The sequence below is a fragment of the Priestia sp. FSL W8-0524 genome (genome assembly GCF_038005965.1).
Taxonomy (GTDB): Bacteria; Bacillota; Bacilli; order Bacillales; family Bacillaceae_H; genus Priestia; species Priestia zanthoxyli.
In genome coordinates, this window is record NZ_JBBOUG010000004.1 from 36,066 (window position 1) to 54,097 (window position 18,032).

9 protein-coding genes, 16 tRNA genes and 3 rRNA genes are annotated in these 18,032 nt (G+C 40.7%); 23 read left to right on the forward strand and 5 right to left on the reverse strand.

Annotated elements, in window-relative coordinates:
• Positions 1–790: 790 nt before the first annotated feature.
• Positions 791–2,131 (reverse strand): FAD-binding oxidoreductase, encoded by a 1,341-nt coding sequence (locus tag NST66_RS28510; protein ID WP_098627421.1) that lies wholly within the window; start codon positions 2,129–2,131, stop codon positions 791–793.
• A gap of 900 nt (positions 2,132–3,031) precedes the next feature.
• Between NST66_RS28510 and NST66_RS28515 the strand changes: the two genes are divergently transcribed.
• The 22 genes from NST66_RS28515 (at position 3,032) to NST66_RS28620 (ending at position 13,130) form a co-directional block, all read left to right on the forward strand.
• Positions 3,032–4,583, forward strand: a 16S ribosomal RNA gene (locus NST66_RS28515).
• Between the two features lie 225 nt (positions 4,584–4,808).
• Positions 4,809–7,744 (forward strand): 23S ribosomal RNA (locus tag NST66_RS28520).
• Between the two features lie 63 nt (positions 7,745–7,807).
• Positions 7,808–7,923: ribosomal RNA gene (gene rrf / locus NST66_RS28525) — 5S ribosomal RNA — on the forward strand.
• Together the 16S, 23S and 5S rRNA genes with 16 tRNA genes alongside form the textbook arrangement of a ribosomal RNA operon.
• 114 nt (positions 7,924–8,037) lie before the next feature.
• A tRNA-Val gene (locus tag NST66_RS28530) sits at positions 8,038–8,113 on the forward strand.
• A gap of 7 nt (positions 8,114–8,120) precedes the next feature.
• Positions 8,121–8,195 (forward strand) — tRNA-Gln (locus NST66_RS28535).
• A gap of 4 nt (positions 8,196–8,199) precedes the next feature.
• Positions 8,200–8,275: transfer RNA gene (locus NST66_RS28540), tRNA-Lys, on the forward strand.
• Positions 8,276–8,288: 13 nt separating this feature from the next.
• Positions 8,289–8,370: transfer RNA gene (locus tag NST66_RS28545), tRNA-Leu, on the forward strand.
• Between the two features lie 19 nt (positions 8,371–8,389).
• A tRNA-Gly gene (locus NST66_RS28550) sits at positions 8,390–8,464 on the forward strand.
• A gap of 10 nt (positions 8,465–8,474) precedes the next feature.
• Positions 8,475–8,548: transfer RNA gene (locus NST66_RS28555), tRNA-Cys, on the forward strand.
• A 12-nt stretch (positions 8,549–8,560) separates the two neighbouring features.
• Positions 8,561–8,649, forward strand: a tRNA-Leu gene (locus tag NST66_RS28560).
• Positions 8,650–8,658: 9 nt separating this feature from the next.
• Positions 8,659–8,735, forward strand: a tRNA-Arg gene (locus NST66_RS28565).
• A gap of 4 nt (positions 8,736–8,739) precedes the next feature.
• Positions 8,740–8,816: transfer RNA gene (locus NST66_RS28570), tRNA-Pro, on the forward strand.
• A gap of 5 nt (positions 8,817–8,821) precedes the next feature.
• Positions 8,822–8,897: transfer RNA gene (locus NST66_RS28575), tRNA-Ala, on the forward strand.
• Between the two features lie 30 nt (positions 8,898–8,927).
• A tRNA-Met gene (locus NST66_RS28580) sits at positions 8,928–9,004 on the forward strand.
• A gap of 27 nt (positions 9,005–9,031) precedes the next feature.
• A tRNA-Ser gene (locus NST66_RS28585) sits at positions 9,032–9,124 on the forward strand.
• 14 nt (positions 9,125–9,138) lie between these two features.
• Positions 9,139–9,214, forward strand: a tRNA-Asp gene (locus NST66_RS28590).
• 14 nt (positions 9,215–9,228) lie between these two features.
• A tRNA-Gly gene (locus NST66_RS28595) sits at positions 9,229–9,302 on the forward strand.
• A gap of 12 nt (positions 9,303–9,314) precedes the next feature.
• Positions 9,315–9,388 (forward strand) — tRNA-Ile (locus NST66_RS28600).
• A 42-nt stretch (positions 9,389–9,430) separates the two neighbouring features.
• A tRNA-Glu gene (locus tag NST66_RS28605) sits at positions 9,431–9,502 on the forward strand.
• 910 nt (positions 9,503–10,412) lie between these two features.
• Positions 10,413–11,024: a recombinase family protein gene (locus NST66_RS28610; RefSeq protein ID WP_014462076.1), complete on the forward strand. Its 612-nt coding sequence runs from the start codon at positions 10,413–10,415 to the stop codon at positions 11,022–11,024.
• Between the two features lie 151 nt (positions 11,025–11,175).
• Positions 11,176–12,708 carry an ISL3 family transposase gene (locus NST66_RS28615; RefSeq protein WP_205664144.1) on the forward strand — a complete coding sequence of 511 codons (1,533 nt, stop codon included), beginning with the start codon at positions 11,176–11,178 and terminating at the stop codon, positions 12,706–12,708.
• A gap of 224 nt (positions 12,709–12,932) precedes the next feature.
• Entirely contained in the window at positions 12,933–13,130 is a 198-nt protein-coding gene (locus tag NST66_RS28620; protein WP_014462077.1) for an IDEAL domain-containing protein, read from the forward strand.
• 78 nt (positions 13,131–13,208) lie between these two features.
• On the opposite strand, the gene NST66_RS28625 is transcribed toward NST66_RS28620, so the two are convergent.
• The gene (locus tag NST66_RS28625; protein ID WP_158307790.1) at positions 13,209–13,385 is read right to left on the reverse strand and encodes a hypothetical protein; all 177 of its coding nucleotides are present in this window, start codon (positions 13,383–13,385) and stop codon (positions 13,209–13,211) included.
• A gap of 295 nt (positions 13,386–13,680) precedes the next feature.
• A complete protein-coding gene (locus NST66_RS28630) occupies positions 13,681–14,529 on the reverse strand; it encodes a hypothetical protein (RefSeq protein WP_014462079.1) in 849 nt (282 codons plus the stop codon).
• 187 nt (positions 14,530–14,716) lie between these two features.
• Here NST66_RS28630 and NST66_RS28635 point away from each other — a divergent pair, with 187 nt between their 5' ends.
• Positions 14,717–15,451 carry a hypothetical protein gene (locus tag NST66_RS28635; protein ID WP_014462080.1) on the forward strand — a complete coding sequence of 245 codons (735 nt, stop codon included), beginning with the start codon at positions 14,717–14,719 and terminating at the stop codon, positions 15,449–15,451.
• A 90-nt stretch (positions 15,452–15,541) separates the two neighbouring features.
• Here NST66_RS28635 and istB read toward each other — a convergent pair whose 3' ends face one another.
• On the reverse strand, positions 15,542–16,285 hold the full coding sequence (istB, locus tag NST66_RS28640) for an IS21-like element helper ATPase IstB (RefSeq protein ID WP_016766698.1): 744 nt from the start codon (positions 16,283–16,285) through the stop codon (positions 15,542–15,544).
• Positions 16,282–17,784 (reverse strand): IS21 family transposase, encoded by a 1,503-nt coding sequence (gene istA, locus NST66_RS28645; RefSeq protein WP_205664155.1) that lies wholly within the window; start codon positions 17,782–17,784, stop codon positions 16,282–16,284. The genes istB and istA overlap by 4 nt, the downstream gene beginning before the upstream one ends.
• Positions 17,785–18,032: the final 248 nt, after the last annotated feature.

The window sequence follows — 18,032 nt, forward strand, 5'->3', positions numbered from 1 at the left end:
CTTCCTACGTTATAAGCATGAGTAGCTATTTTGGAATTAGAGTTTTTACTGGCTGTTTCCGCTGGGGTATTAATACTTATACTTCTCTTCTTCTTTTTCTGTGGGAAGGACTTGTCTACATAATATAGACCATTTTTAGCATTATATTTCATATAATACGTTTGTATTGTAATCACCTTTTCTATACACTTCATATTTTAGATTTAGAGGGATTTTACTAGATATTATTAGAATTGTTTGTTCTTCATTTTATCTTCAAGATTGACCTTTTTTACTTTAGCACTTTTATTTTTTATTCCACATTCTTTAATAATTACACCGTCTTGGTTCGCATTTTGTCCACTGCGGTTCGCGATTTGACTGCCCTGGTTCGCATTCTGACTATGGTTACCACTAATCTGTCCTCCAGTTTCTGCATGGTTATAGATATAAATGCTGATATAGGTACAGTTTTTTTCTTTTTGTTTCTTTTTATTTTTTAAGCTGCAATTAGCTTTTTTGTTATGGTGAGAAGTATACCTCTTTATTTGGATCACCTCTTTTCTAATAAGTTAGGGAGAAGGCGAGAGTAAATGAACTTTTCCTCATTAATAATAGTGTATTCACAGGTAGGCAAGCTGCAATATGAAAAAGCCTATATGTAGTAAAAAGAGCTTTTTATACTAGGACTGGTGGCTATTGTGATACGATAGTGTTTACTTTTAAATATACAAAAGGTGTTTTTAGTTAAAAGATCTAATGGTTTAAATATTCAGGGATATAGGTTAAAGCTTGATTGAAGTTTGAGTAATTAGCAAGATGGTGGGATACTTTGAGGAAAATGAAATAGATTTTCAGGATCATATTTAGCCTTTATTTCTCGAAGTCTTGCGAAGTTTGAACCATAATATGCCTTCCCGAACTTTTCAATATTTTGGTCTGGAACATTAACATACGACCCTTTTACATATGGTTTCATCAGCTGACGTACTTTTTCAACTGATGCAATGTTGGCAGCTTCTTGGGATTTATTTTCCCAACTGGCTGTCCATTCTGTATAAAACAATGGACGGCGCCAAAAGAAGGCTGTTTCATCACTTGCTACTCTGCTTAGAGCACCACCCCAGTTTATGAAAAAGAAATTAGCTTCTGTGCCAGTGGCTTCTTCTAAAAACTTCTTCATGACTGAAATAGGCTCTTCAGACCACAGATCGAGTCCCCAAGCCGATGAAAATTTAACACTTTGATCAGATCTACCAGGGATTGGCTCATCAGGGTCTAAGAAGTCTATAGCGTCCGGATAGGACAATGTTTCTATAACTGTTTGTTTTGGGTTTCCAGCATTTAGTAAAGGCTTTAACAATTTAGTTAGTTCTTTTTTTGAACCTAGGAAAATCCCTTCGGCATGACACAAACCATTTACTTTGCTGTAAATTTCCAGTATGCATCCTAATCGTTCGTCTACAAACGGTGCCCATTGCTGCCAAGTTTTAAATACCGTTTCTAATTGATCCCATGGCCAAATAATATTGAAGACGGTGGCAGTTTTAGGAGCACGATGAACTTTAAACGTGTATTCGGTATTATATCCAAAGTTCCCGCCACCACCACCTCTAGAAGCCCAAAATAAGTCCTTATTACAAGTTTGATTTGCTTGAAGAATCTTGCCTTTGGCATCCACTGTTTCTAGGGAAAGAAGATTATCGCTTATAAGACCAATTGATCGTGAGAGTACTCCAAATCCTCCTCCCATTGTAATTCCTCCAATTCCAACAGTGGGGCTATCTCCAAACGGAGCCATAAATCCTTCTCTAGCTAGCATTTTTACAAGTGGGCCCACGTGAATTCCAGTTTGAACCGTTGCCATCTCGCTTTTTTTATCAAGGCAAACTCTATTCATACCACTTACATCAATAACAATTCCTCCACTTACTACTGAAAGGTTCTTATCTAAAGCATGGCGACCGCTTCTGACACGTAAAGGTACTTTATTTTTCTGAGCCCATTTAATAGCATTACTGATATCATAAGAATTTTGTGCAAAAACAAAGACAAGAGGACAGACATCAACATAAGGATTCCAGTTCTTAAGCGCTTGTTGATAGCCAGGGTCTCCCTTAAAGATTACTCGTCCTGTTAACGGTGTTGACATATATTTCACTCCTAATAAAAGCTGGATTTCTAATGTTAGTATATGTGGGAATAGGACAAACTCTTGGGTAAGTTATCTAGTCACTTGAAAATATATGCCAAGGGTGTTGAAGGCGCTAAAGGTAGCGTTTCTATGGTGCTTTAGAAAAGAAATTTTTATCATTGGAAAGGTTATATGATTTAGGAAATCACGCTAAGTTTATTTTTATCTCAGTTAACATATTAAACTAGAAAAATTTCTATGATATTGGACAAGCGTACAAGCTTGTCCTTAGATCTATACATATAATAAATCAATCAACATTGAAAAGAGGGACTAAAATGATGTCTAGATGTATACCAGATGTTCCACGTTATATGCCACAGATACCGCATTGTCTACCTAAAGTGCCAAACTGTATGCCACAGATACCAAGATGTATACCTGACGTTCCGCGTTGTGTACCTAATATACCTTGCCATTCTAAACGCTAATCGTTTTCACCTTAATTTAGAGAATAGTTAATTTAGAGCAAAAAGATTAATCTTTTTGCTTTTTTTGTTTTATCATGCTTACTAATGGGTATGGTACCTTAACTTCATTGTTTTAAATAAATAATCGAACACCAACGCATTGGAATTCTAATTTTAAGTTATATCCTAATTTGCATAATTTAATTTTTATATAATATTTTAATATAAAAATTAAAAAACTATTGATTTTTATATTAAAAGAAGGTTATTATTATAAAGCGTCGTTTAAAGAGATGCTGTTTAATTTTTTAAAAAAGTTGTTGACAACAAGTTGATAACTTGATATTATTTTAAAGTTACTTAAGAGCAACGGTTGAACTTTGAAAACTGAACAAAGCGACAAACGTCAACGTTAAATTTTATTTTTTAATTGAGCAAGTCAAACATTTCTTCGGAGAGTTTGATCCTGGCTCAGGATGAACGCTGGCGGCGTGCCTAATACATGCAAGTCGAGCGAACTGATTAGAAGCTTGCTTCTATGACGTTAGCGGCGGACGGGTGAGTAACACGTGGGCAACCTGCCTGTAAGACTGGGATAACTTCGGGAAACCGAAGCTAATACCGGATAGGATCTTCTCCTTCATGGGAGATGATTGAAAGATGGTTTCGGCTATCACTTACAGATGGGCCCGCGGTGCATTAGCTAGTTGGTGAGGTAACGGCTCACCAAGGCAACGATGCATAGCCGACCTGAGAGGGTGATCGGCCACACTGGGACTGAGACACGGCCCAGACTCCTACGGGAGGCAGCAGTAGGGAATCTTCCGCAATGGACGAAAGTCTGACGGAGCAACGCCGCGTGAGTGATGAAGGCTTTCGGGTCGTAAAACTCTGTTGTTAGGGAAGAACAAGTACGAGAGTAACTGCTCGTACCTTGACGGTACCTAACCAGAAAGCCACGGCTAACTACGTGCCAGCAGCCGCGGTAATACGTAGGTGGCAAGCGTTATCCGGAATTATTGGGCGTAAAGCGCGCGCAGGCGGTTTCTTAAGTCTGATGTGAAAGCCCACGGCTCAACCGTGGAGGGTCATTGGAAACTGGGGAACTTGAGTGCAGAAGAGAAAAGCGGAATTCCACGTGTAGCGGTGAAATGCGTAGAGATGTGGAGGAACACCAGTGGCGAAGGCGGCTTTTTGGTCTGTAACTGACGCTGAGGCGCGAAAGCGTGGGGAGCAAACAGGATTAGATACCCTGGTAGTCCACGCCGTAAACGATGAGTGCTAAGTGTTAGAGGGTTTCCGCCCTTTAGTGCTGCAGCTAACGCATTAAGCACTCCGCCTGGGGAGTACGGTCGCAAGACTGAAACTCAAAGGAATTGACGGGGGCCCGCACAAGCGGTGGAGCATGTGGTTTAATTCGAAGCAACGCGAAGAACCTTACCAGGTCTTGACATCCTCTGACAACTCTAGAGATAGAGCGTTCCCCTTCGGGGGACAGAGTGACAGGTGGTGCATGGTTGTCGTCAGCTCGTGTCGTGAGATGTTGGGTTAAGTCCCGCAACGAGCGCAACCCTTGATCTTAGTTGCCAGCATTTAGTTGGGCACTCTAAGGTGACTGCCGGTGACAAACCGGAGGAAGGTGGGGATGACGTCAAATCATCATGCCCCTTATGACCTGGGCTACACACGTGCTACAATGGATGGTACAAAGGGCTGCAAGACCGCGAGGTCAAGCCAATCCCATAAAACCATTCTCAGTTCGGATTGTAGGCTGCAACTCGCCTACATGAAGCTGGAATCGCTAGTAATCGCGGATCAGCATGCCGCGGTGAATACGTTCCCGGGCCTTGTACACACCGCCCGTCACACCACGAGAGTTTGTAACACCCGAAGTCGGTGGAGTAACCGTAAGGAGCTAGCCGCCTAAGGTGGGACAGATGATTGGGGTGAAGTCGTAACAAGGTAGCCGTATCGGAAGGTGCGGCTGGATCACCTCCTTTCTAAGGATTTTTACATGACGTACGTTTTGACACTTTGTTCAGTTTTGAGAGTTCAATCTCTCAATTATAGAAAGCATACTACTTTCTTCTTATTAGATAAGAAGAATTTTGGTTGCGATTGTTCTTTGAAAACTAGATAACAGTAATTGCTGAGGAAAAGTGAAACTTTTCTTTAATCAAACCAATAAATAACACAACTTTATGTTGTACCATTTATTCGCTAATGGTTAAGTTAGAAAGGGCGCACGGTGAATGCCTTGGCACTAGGAGCCGATGAAGGACGGGACTAACACCGATATGCTTCGGGGAGCTGTAAGTGAGCTTTGATCCGGAGATTTCCGAATGGGGAAACCCACTGTTCGTAATGGAACAGTATCTTTATCTGAATACATAGGATATTGAAGGCAGACCCGGGGAACTGAAACATCTAAGTACCCGGAGGAAGAGAAAGCAAATGCGATTTCCTGAGTAGCGGCGAGCGAAACGGAATTAGCCCAAACCAAGAGGCTTGCCTCTTGGGGTTGTAGGACACTCTATACGGAGTTACAAAGGAACGAAGTAAATGAAGCGACCTGGAAAGGTCCGTCGAAGAAGGTAACAACCCTGTAGTTGAAACTTCGTTCCCTCTTGAGTGGATCCTGAGTACGGCGGAACACGTGAAATTCCGTCGGAAGCTGGGAGGACCATCTCCCAAGGCTAAATACTACCTAGTGACCGATAGTGAACCAGTACCGTGAGGGAAAGGTGAAAAGCACCCCGGAAGGGGAGTGAAAGAGATCCTGAAACCGTGTGCCTACAAGTAGTCAGAGCCCGTTAATGGGTGATGGCGTGCCTTTTGTAGAATGAACCGGCGAGTTACGATCCCATGCAAGGTTAAGCTGATAAGGCGGAGCCGTAGCGAAAGCGAGTCTGAATAGGGCGTTTAGTATGTGGTTGTAGACCCGAAACCAGGTGATCTACCCATGTCCAGGGTGAAGTTCAGGTAACACTGAATGGAGGCCCGAACCCACGCACGTTGAAAAGTGCGGGGATGAGGTGTGGGTAGCGGAGAAATTCCAATCGAACCTGGAGATAGCTGGTTCTCTCCGAAATAGCTTTAGGGCTAGCCTCATGTTGTGAGAGTCTTGGAGGTAGAGCACTGATTGGACTAGGGGCCCCCAACGGGTTACCGAATTCAGTCAAACTCCGAATGCCAAAGACTTATCCATGGGAGTCAGACTGCGAGTGATAAGATCCGTAGTCAAAAGGGAAACAGCCCAGACCACCAGCTAAGGTCCCCAAGTATACGTTAAGTGGAAAAGGATGTGGAGTTGCTTAGACAACCAGGATGTTGGCTTAGAAGCAGCCACCATTTAAAGAGTGCGTAATAGCTCACTGGTCGAGTGACTCTGCGCCGAAAATGTACCGGGGCTAAACGTATCACCGAAGCTGTGGATTGACATCTTTGATGTCAGTGGTAGGAGAGCGTTCTAAGTGCAGCGAAGTCAGACCGTAAGGACTGGTGGAGCGCTTAGAAGTGAGAATGCCGGTATGAGTAGCGAAAGACAAGTGAGAATCTTGTCCACCGAATGCCTAAGGTTTCCTGAGGAAGGCTCGTCCGCTCAGGGTTAGTCGGGACCTAAGCCGAGGCTGAAAAGCGTAGGCGATGGCCAACAGGTTGATATTCCTGTACCACCTCCCCGCCGTTTGAGTAATGGGGGGACGCAGTAGGATAGGGTAAGCGCGCTGCTGGATATGCGCGTTCAAGCAGTTAGGCTGATGAGTAGGCAAATCCGCTCATCATAAAGGCTGAGCTGTGATGACGAGGGAATTATAGTACCGAAGTTCCTGATTCCACACTGCCAAGAAAAGCCTCTAGCGAGGCGGGAGGTGCCCGTACCGCAAACCGACACAGGTAGGCGAGGAGAGAATCCTAAGGTGATCGAGAGAACTCTCGTTAAGGAACTCGGCAAAATGACCCCGTAACTTCGGGAGAAGGGGTGCTCTGGTAGGGTGTATAGCCCGAGAGAGCCGCAGTGAATAGGCCCAGGCGACTGTTTAGCAAAAACACAGGTCTCTGCGAAGCCGCAAGGCGAAGTATAGGGGCTGACGCCTGCCCGGTGCTGGAAGGTTAAGAGGAGGGGTTATCCTTTGGGAGAAGCTCTGAATCGAAGCCCCAGTAAACGGCGGCCGTAACTATAACGGTCCTAAGGTAGCGAAATTCCTTGTCGGGTAAGTTCCGACCCGCACGAAAGGCGTAACGATCTGGGCACTGTCTCAACGAGAGACTCGGTGAAATTATAGTACCTGTGAAGATGCAGGTTACCCGCGACAGGACGGAAAGACCCCGTGGAGCTTTACTGTAGCCTGATATTGAATTTTGGTACAGCTTGTACAGGATAGGTAGGAGCCTGAGAAGCCGGAGCGCTAGCTTCGGTGGAGGCGTCGGTGGGATACTACCCTGGCTGTATTGAAATTCTAACCCGCGGCCCTGATCGGGCCGGGAGACAGTGTCAGGTGGGCAGTTTGACTGGGGCGGTCGCCTCCTAAAATGTAACGGAGGCGCCCAAAGGTTCCCTCAGAATGGTTGGAAATCATTCGTAGAGTGTAAAGGCACAAGGGAGCTTGACTGCGAGACCTACAAGTCGAGCAGGGACGAAAGTCGGGCTTAGTGATCCGGTGGTTCCGCATGGAAGGGCCATCGCTCAACGGATAAAAGCTACCCCGGGGATAACAGGCTTATCTCCCCCAAGAGTCCACATCGACGGGGAGGTTTGGCACCTCGATGTCGGCTCATCGCATCCTGGGGCTGTAGTCGGTCCCAAGGGTTGGGCTGTTCGCCCATTAAAGCGGTACGCGAGCTGGGTTCAGAACGTCGTGAGACAGTTCGGTCCCTATCCGTCGTGGGCGTAGGAAATTTGAGAGGAGCTGTCCTTAGTACGAGAGGACCGGGATGGACACACCGCTGGTGTACCAGTTGTCTTGCCAAAGGCATCGCTGGGTAGCTATGTGTGGACGGGATAAGTGCTGAAAGCATCTAAGCATGAAGCCCCCCTCAAGATGAGATTTCCCATAGCGCAAGCTAGTAAGATCCCTGAAAGATGATCAGGTTGATAGGTCAGAGGTGGAAGCGTGGCGACATGTGTAGCTGACTGATACTAATCGATCGAGGACTTAACCAAACTTTTAAAAGCGTAAGCTTTACTCAGCAAATTGTTATCTAGTTTTGAGAGAGCAATCTCTTGTCTGGTGGCGATAGCGAAGAGGTCACACCCGTTCCCATACCGAACACGGAAGTTAAGCTCTTTAGCGCCAATGGTAGTTGGGACTTTGTCCCTGTGAGAGTAGGACGTTGCCAGGCAATGAATAAAACCCCTTATGAGTCTCTTGTAAAGAGCATAGGGGTTTTTTATTTGAAATAGTTTATTATGAGTATTTAAAGTAACGCTTATTAACGCGCTTATATAGATTCTTTGGAGGATTAGCTCAGCTGGGAGACCCCCTGCCTTACAAGCAGGGGGTCGGCGGTTCGATCCCGTCATCCTCCACCATCTTTATTGGGCTATCGCCAAGCGGTAAGGCAACGGATTTTGATTCCGTCATGCGTTGGTTCGAATCCAGCTAGCCCAGCCATAGAGAGCCATTAGCTCAGTTGGTAGAGCATCTGACTTTTAATCAGAGGGTCGAAGGTTCGAGTCCTTCATGGCTCACCAGTTATATTTACACGCGGGTGTGGCGGAATTGGCAGACGCGCTAGACTTAGGATCTAGTGTCTTATGACGTGGGGGTTCAAGTCCCTTCACCCGCATCTTAATTTAGATAAATTCGCGGAAGTAGTTCAGTGGTAGAACACCACCTTGCCAAGGTGGGGGTCGCGAGTTCGAACCTCGTCTTCCGCTCCATATATATATTGGCGGCATAGCCAAGTGGTAAGGCCAAGGTCTGCAAAACCTTTATCACCGGTTCAAATCCGGTTGCCGCCTCCACGTATAAGTCCTGCCGGGGTGGTGGAATTGGCAGACACACAGGACTTAAAATCCTGCGGTAGGTGACTACCGTGCCGGTTCAAGTCCGGCCCTCGGCACCATTTTAATAAGCGCCCGTAGCTCAATTGGATAGAGCGTTTGACTACGGATCAAAAGGTTAGGGGTTCGACTCCTCTCGGGCGCGCCATAAACGGGAAGTAGCTCAGCTTGGTAGAGCACTTGGTTTGGGACCAAGGGGTCGCAGGTTCGAATCCTGTCTTCCCGACCATTTATGGGGCCTTAGCTCAGCTGGGAGAGCGCCTGCCTTGCACGCAGGAGGTCAGCGGTTCGATCCCGCTAGGCTCCACCAATGAAATTAAATAATTGTAACGAATAATATGGCGGTGTAGCTCAGCTGGCTAGAGCGTACGGTTCATACCCGTGAGGTCGTGGGTTCGACTCCCTCCGCCGCTACCATATAAGTTACATTTGTTATAAATATACGGAGGAATACCCAAGTCCGGCTGAAGGGATCGGTCTTGAAAACCGACAGGGGTGTTAAAGCCCGCGGGGGTTCGAATCCCTCTTCCTCCGCCATTATTTTCTATTTTGGTCCCGTGGTGTAGCGGTTAACATGCCTGCCTGTCACGCAGGAGATCGCGGGTTCGAATCCCGTCGGGACCGCCATCTTAAGAAAATATGCGGGTGTAGTTTAGTGGTAAAACCTCAGCCTTCCAAGCTGATGTCGTGAGTTCGATTCTCATCACCCGCTCCAAATCCAAGTAAAGGGCCTATAGCTCAGCTGGTTAGAGCGCACGCCTGATAAGCGTGAGGTCGGTGGTTCGAGTCCACTTAGGCCCATCATGTTTTATAGTAATTGAATTTAACTTATAAATTGATACTGGCCCGTTGGTCAAGCGGTTAAGACACCGCCCTTTCACGGCGGTAACACGGGTTCGAATCCCGTACGGGTCATCAAAAAAGCAGTTTGCATTTGCAAACTGCTTTTTTATTCCTATTAAATAAAATTAGGAGGAGATTGAATAAGAAAAGCGAAATAAGCTGTGGTAGCTTCTGCCGTAGGTTTAGTTATTTTTAGTTAGCGCCTCCATTAGCTCTACCGAATTTAGGAGGTTCTTCTGGATCAGCAGAAGCTGCTGATGTTGAAGGAGACGTAACGGAAAAAGCGTTCTTTGAATCTGCTCAATAGTACAATGTGATGGTACTGGGTCTTTAGAGGATGATTCGAACAAACAGGTGATGACCAAAAAACGGTCAACTTTCATAGACCTTAACCGAATGGACTCTTCTGTAACGAGAAACAATGTTTAAAGATCTCCACCACTTTATGTATTAATAACTTAAAACCTTAAATAAAATATTCTCCTTAATATAAATGCCTTTATAAAAGTTGTGCTAATCTCTTTTCTTAATTGCTGAAAAGTTGTATCTAATCCCCCATTGTGTGTAAAACAAAAGTTAAATTCCTTACAGAGCGTTTCTCTGCACGTTAAAGACATATAATTTAATGTTTTTTATTAATAAATGCTGTAATTAAATAATCTCTGCATAAATTTAGACCTTTCTTCTTATAACATTAATTTAATAGGGAATATAATATCAATTTCCTATGTATTGTTCATGACATAGTTATTTGGCTAATGTTTAAAACACTAAGGAAATACTTCTATACATTTAATAAATATATAAAAGGAAAGTTCGTAAAAGTATACTTTTACGAACTTTCCTTTTATATAAGAAATCTACTGTTTTTATCGTTCGTTTAAGTAAGAAAAGTAATTACGAACGTCCTCTTTATCTAATACACTTTTACGAACGTTTTTGGTAGAATAAAAAGAAGATAGACACAAAAGGGAGTATAAAAATGGAAAATAGAAAATTTGGATATATCCGTGTAAGCAGCCGAGATCAAAATGAAGGACGACAACTTCAGTCCATGGAAGAAGTGGGCATTTCTCCTCGAGATATTTTCATGGATAAACAAAGTGGAAAAAATTTCAATCGAGAACAGTACCAATTACTAAAACGAATGATTCGTAAAGGAGATATTCTTTACATTCATTCACTAGATCGTTTTGGTCGTAACAAAGAAGAAATTTTACAAGAGTGGAATGCTATTACGAAAGAAATTGAGGCAGACATTGTTGTCTTGGATATGCCTTTGCTGGATACGACTCAGTATAAGGATAGTTTGGGAACCTTTATTGCAGATTTGGTTCTTCAAATTTTGTCCTGGATGGCGCAAGAAGAACGAGATCGTATTCGTAAACGCCAGCGAGAAGGAATTAATGCTGCGCTGAAGAGTGGTATATCTTTTGGCCGTCCTAAAGCCCAAGTTAGCCAAGATTTTATTGAGGCTTATAACCGTTGGAAACGAAATGAAATTACAGCCGTACAGGCAATGAAGGAAGCGAATGTAAAAAAGACAACGTTTTATAAATTAGTAAAACAACATGAGGATGCAATGAATATGTAAACTGTTTAAGCTAGTTTATGTTTTACCTTTAGAGCTTTGAAATAAATATTATTCTTTGTGTTGTAGACGTCAAGTCGAATTGGCTCTTTCTCACTTTTGGTGAAGGCACTTTAAAGATGGTATAGTGAAATAAAAAGGAGCGAATCGCCACATGCCTTTTTCCTCTTTTACTAATATAGAATGTTTACTCGTTATACAAGAAGATCAATCTTATATATATCTAGTAAAATCTAAACATTCTTCTTGTAGATGCCCGTCTTGTCATACTCCGTCTAACCGCATACACAGCCAATATGTTCGATCCCTTCAGGATGTACCTGCATATGGTAAATCAACGTATATACGACTACAAACACGTAAATTTTTTTGCGATGACCGTAGTTGTCTACAAGCTATTTTTACAGAAAGATTTACGTGGTTAGGAACCTATCAACGCAAAACCAAGCGTTTACACGAGATGCTGAAGTCAATTGCACTATCTACGAGCTGCAAAGTAGCATCTCGGCTGTCTAAATATCTAGGTATTGTAACCAGTCACCACACACTTTTACGCTTGCTTCATAAATTGAAATTGCCTTCTTATGAACCTCCGGTTCATATTGGGATTGATGACTTTGCATTCAAGAAACGTTGTCGTTACGGTACGATTATTATCAATCAAGAAACCAGAAGACCCATTGCTATTTTAAATGGTAGAGATAAAGGAACAGTCGTAAAATGGCTCGAACAGCACCCTACTATTCAAACAGTTACTCGGGACGGTTCCTCAACATACGCTAAAGCTATTTCTCAAGCACTTCCTCATGCTTATCAGATCACGGATCGTTGGCATATACTGAAAGGTTTATTTACAGCAATTAAAGAGACCTTACAACACTCTTTTCCATCTATATGGAGAAAAACAGAATATAAAAACCCTACACCAGACCCACTACTTATTCGCAAAACAGATATTCAACGTAACCTGCATGCAGAAAAGGTTTGGCAGCGTAGCTTAAAAGTAAAGGAGTGGAAAGCTAAAGGGAAATCCATTGCTTGGATTTCTCGTCATCTAAATATTTCTCGCCCTACGGTCTATCAAGATTTAAGACGTAAGAAGAAAGAGCCTATTAATCGTGTTAAGCTCTTAGATCCATACCTGCCTCAATTACGTCAGTGGAATTTGTATGGATGGACCACAAGCCGTATGGAGGTAGAACTTAGAAAGGTAGGCTATACAGGATGTCGATCTACCTTAAATGCAGCCGTGTCAAGAATTCGCCAGGAACAAAGAGCTAGTGCCACAACGTATACCATATCTAGAGATTGCTTACTATGGAAAATATGGAGTGAAAAGAATAGTGACTGGCTGAATACATTACCTTCGGCATGTTTAAAAGAGTTTCCACTTATACCGCAATTAGTTGAAGTGACATGCAGCTTTAAAAATATTATCAGGAAACGCAACAATCAAGGCTTATCTGGATGGATTGAAAGATGTAAACTTTATTCATTTCCGGCTCTCAACACGTTTACAACCTATATTGAAAAGGACTTACAAGGAGTAATGGCTGCCTGTGTTGATCCTCTAAGTAATGGGTTATCTGAAGGGCATATAAACCGTGTGAAGACGTTAAAACGTATGATGTATGGTCGGGCAAGTGATGAATTGTTGAAAAAAAGAGTGCTCATACCATTATTGTAGGTAGAGTTGTTTTTCTAAAAAAACAATACATATCTTTGACATATGGCGACGTTTGCCTTCACCAAAAGTGAGAAAGAGCCATTATATTCTAGCGTTTACATGTGTCAAGTTATCTTTTATTCCACATTCTTCTATATACTAATTTATCTATTAATCTCGTATTAAAACAATGAAAAAAGGAAACACTATTTTTAAAAGAGAAATGATAAAGGGGTTAATCGTTTATGGAAAATAATATATCCAACGAAATGAGTCAAATTGAAAAAAATATATCTGATGAAATATTAGCTGAATTGTTTTTAAGTCAAGTAACGAAACAATTCAAAAGAGGTAAAATTCTTGAAGAGATTGATCAGTCCTTAAAGAATAAAGACAAAGAAGCTTTTTTGCGTTTAACGGATGAACTAAAATTTGTATCTTAGTAAATAATTAGAAATAGGAAGTCATTATATAAACAAACCAGACTGAGTATCTTTCATAAGAGGTTAAGAACACAATTATTATGGTTTAGCTTCAATATAAATGGGATAATGAGCAGGAGAATATATTTCTATTAAGATTAGTAAATAAGCAAGCATGCAGCAGATCATAATTGCTCCTGTTACTAAAGCGCAACGAAGAAATTTCTTCATTATTTTATGTCTTTGAAACTTATTAAAGTTAAGAATGTTACTCATAAAATCCTCCCTTTCCGGATTGATGGAGACATATTGTAAAAAGAAGATAAAACTATCTTCCTTAAAGATCAAAGGAATAGTTTTATCTTTTAATGTAACACGACCATACGTACTAAGAAATAGTAAGTTGTGAGATGAAGGAGATAATATGTTATAAAAAGTAAACTTATACAAATGAAATAATAAATGCAGCTTTTCGCTAGTTATATAAGCTGGCGATTTTTGCATTTTGAGAATGGAAAGTTGCCTAAGGTTACCCTACCTACTCTTAATGTAGTCTTCTTTATTCCTCAAGCTATTGAACGCGAGTTTTTATGGTTTGCAAAGTAGCTATATTATTTTGGACTGTTAAATTTAATTCATAGTATCCTCTCTCGCTGGATATACATGCATAGTCCCCTGAACATCCAGTTACAAAAAACGAGGTATTAGGAAAGTTAGGATTGATTGTAACTGAGTTAGCAAAAAATTTATGTGCATGATGAGTGAAAATCGCTAAAATTTTGTTCCTTACGTTAGAGGGTATAGCATTAAAAAACATGTTTGTCTGCATTTGAGTCATAACATGATCACCATGTATTTCCGTAGTTATACCTGGAACTCTCAAAGGCCAATGAAAATCAATAATGTAATAATAGTTAGGATCTAAGTTACTTAGCAAGTTTAAGCTATCCTGGCTAAATACCCCGCCTCGACCATTATCTAACCAAACATGACGCACCAACCCTTGTGTTCCAGGAATAACTCTATAGCCAGTTAAATAACGATTGATGTACTGTCGAAATAAAGCTCTACTGTTATTTCTGTTAGTAGCCTCCCAGTTTCCTATAGAAGATCTGAAGGGAATTGATCCTAAAACATTATTTAAAATATTAGTGAACTGTTGGTAATATGTTTCAGCTACTTGTATTGAAGAAGCACCTAAAGCGTGTACATCATCTCCACCAAATATAATATATCGTTTATTACCATTGTTCACTACTCTTTGCAAAAGGGTATTAAACATACTTTGACTGTTTAAAAAACCTACATGACTATCACCTACAACTGCTAAATTAACTGTAGTAGCTAGTGGGAGTCCTGGTTGATTTTGAACGCAGTCATTTTCTCTTTTACCTTTATCGTTCTTAATGATTTTTACCACCCTTTCTGTCTATTGTTCTTGATATATTATTCATTAGATCAAGGAATGCTTGTACGATGATAAAAATGCTTCTTTATTTAAGAGAAGTAAAATAATAAATATTTTCCTTTTAAGCATGTCCAAACTCTTTTTGATTGGTAGCATATTCTGTTAATATAAATACCTTTTTACAAAGGGGAACATAACATTGCTAACGAATAGTAAACAAAATTTAGAGAAATCTATTCAAAAAAATCAAGATAAAGAGTTCTTACAATACCTTCCACTACAAATTTATAGAGAAATAGCTTTTGCAGTCCCTATCCCCCAAGGCATCTCTGACTTACCACCAACTATTTTCTTTGATATTTCCAAGCAGTTTACTCCAGACCAGGTACAAAAAATTCAAGACACTATTAAAGGTGTATTATTTAACTGGTCGTTGCATCTAACACAAAAATGGAACAATGGATTTAATAATGGTGTATCACAATTGGCTGATTGCACGAACACATATGCGGTGAAAAACTTACAGCCTTTACGTTATTTTGGTGTTAATGTTACAGACGGAAAACAGGCCACAGATTTAGCTATGGAACAATTGACAGAAGTCATTAAAGACAATGGGCTTCGCCGATCCCAAAGAGCTAGGATAGATTGGATATATACCCCTTCTCCTATAACAATACAATTACCACCGACAGTCACTAAGACTCAAACTCCGTTATCTATGATTGTTAATGTATATCAACTCCAACAACCGAATGTAACTGCCGGCCTGCTTATAGGCTCTATGTTTCATGCTTGGCTCCATAGGGGCGGTTACGACGACCCTAAAGTTACAAATTATTTTATTTCTGAATGTCCAATGTGCGTTATGAGAAGTTATCAACCCAAAAAGCCCAATGTACCCGATAGTTTGTTCTATAAATATTTTAATTAAATCAACTAGTTTAAAAGTAGTGTTTTTTGCAAGCAGAAAATACAGAGAATTGCAGCGAAATATACAGAGACCTGCAAGCTCTCTTTTAATTTAATTTTCGTTGTGCAACTTGATAGAAGAAAGCGCATTTTTTAGTCTATAACTCTCCCCCGTAAACGCAATCACGTGAGCGTGATGAACCAATCTGTCCACCAATGCCGATGTTAAGCGATTATCCCCAAATATACGATTCCATTGACCAAATTCAAGATTTGAAGTGACAATTACGCTTTTCCGTTCGTAACAGTCTGCTATAATATGAAAAAGTAACTCTGAGCCTTCTTTTTGAAAGGGGACATACCCCAATTCATCTAAAATAAGTAAGTCACATTTTTCAATTTGACGTTTTAACCTCTGTAGTTTTCCCTGTTTTAAGGATTCTTCTAAATCTCCAACTAGGTCGGCAACCCGATAAAAACGCACATCTAATCCTTGCTCACAGGCCTTCAGGCCTAATGCAGTTGCTAGATGAGTTTTCCCTGTACCAGGCGCTCCGAGAAGCATCAAGTTGTGCTTCTCTTTAATAAAGTTTAAATCACAAATTTCATTCTTTGTTGTCGTAGGTGGCAAGTGGATTTGATCAGACCATTCATAGGTATTTAACCACTTTAGCTCTCTAAACTTTCCTTTTTTTATTAATCTAGATATTTTGGTTTTCTGTCGCGTCTTCACTTCATGTTCGAGCACATCATATAAAAACTGTTGCTTATTCTCAAAAGGAATATCTTCATAATGGTCTGCAATATAAGCCAGGTGAAGGGTTTTACATACGTCTTTTATGTCATTTGTGTTCATTTGATCGAAACGCTCCTTTCAGCTTGTGGGAATAGTTTCTGATCATATAAACGTAAATCAGTTTCATAGTTCACCAACACCTGCGGTGTATATATTTCTGGCATTTTCACGGGGTAAGCTGCCTTTTCTGAGAGTATGTTTCCAAGCTCATGTGGGCTTAGATCCATACGATTAGTAAAAGATAATACTTCTCCAATTTCTATCATAGTGTGAGTTGCCAACAGTTTTTTTAGGCCAATTATTCGTTCTTGTAACGTTTCTTTTTGTCTTGTCAGATACCATTGAACATTGGTTGGTAAATGCTTAAAGTGTCGTGAATAGGTAACAGAGCGAGGTTTCCTGATCCAATCATCTAAAATATCTTCCCAAGGAATAACTCTGCTTTTGTTCATATAAGGACGGGACTCTTGATATAAAATTTCTCCGTCATTTGTGAAACATGTGAAGGTATCCCACTCTTTTTTTATGAGTAAACTTTGTTTCATCCTAGCTTTATGAACAACATAGGCTTCTTCATCTACTATAATTTCACCATATTTGTTCACTTTATAGGTGCTTACTGAAAATATAGGTAAGTCTTGCGAAGGGAGTACTTTTAAACACTTTTTATCTTCTTTCCAAAGCTCTTCTATTAAAATTTTTTTATCATAATGCAGACGTTTTTGATCCTTCTGCATCTGTTTATATAACCATTCGGCTAATTGCTCAAAGTCCTCCATAGATGGAGCCGTCACAAAGAAATTATTCCTTGTATATCCGACTTTCTTTTCTACATTTCCTTTTTCGTGTCCACTGGCTGGATTACAAGCCTGTATCTCGAAACGATAATGAGATTGAAATCCTAAAAAAGCATCTGTATAAATCCTTTTGCCACTTTTTCCAATGGACACAACGGCTGCAGTTAAGTTATCAATTCTAAGGTGTGTTGGGACACCACCAGCTTGATGAAACAATCTGGTTAGGCCTTCAAGAAAACACTCAGAATTTTCAGCCGGTAATGGGTATGCAAATGCTGCGTTACTGTACGGAAAACTTAAAATAAGAGCCTTAATATCTTTATATGCTCCATTTTGTACGATTGTCATGTTTCCAAAATCCACTTGGGCTTCACCCGGAGGGTGTTCTAATCGCTCATAACGTTTAGTCTTTAACTCTTTAACCTGCGGTCTTTGATGCTGAATATATTCACATACTGTTCGATAAGACCCTGGAAACCCATGTTCTTTCTGTAGTTGTTCAAATAAAACTTTGTTGGTTCTTCTTTCTTTTTTCTTTACCTTTAGATCTTCTTCTAACCAATCATCGATAATCTCACCATAACCGTCCTCAACCATCATTCCACTTTTTCGATATCCAATTTTACCTGTGGGAACGTCTCCATCTGCATACTTTTTTACTGTTCTCCAATCTTTACCTGTCTTTCTTGCAATCTCAGACAGAGATAAGTCTTCGTTCTCCCTTAAATGTTTGATATAATTTATTTCAGGCATTGCTAGCATCCTTTCATTTCCCCCAACCTGTTAAGATCTCGTCAATCAAAACAGTAGAGGTTAGTGAGAGAGCTTGCAAGCCTTTTTTTATCTCCTAGACTTCTACATAAATTCCCCGCAGAACTCTGTACTTTTATTTTGCATTAAACAAGTAGTGCATGATATATACAAAACGAAAGATTATAAACCAAACTATTAGCACTTAAAGAATGTTTAAAAAGGATTTTTTTCCTATAATTTCACTTTTGTATTTAATA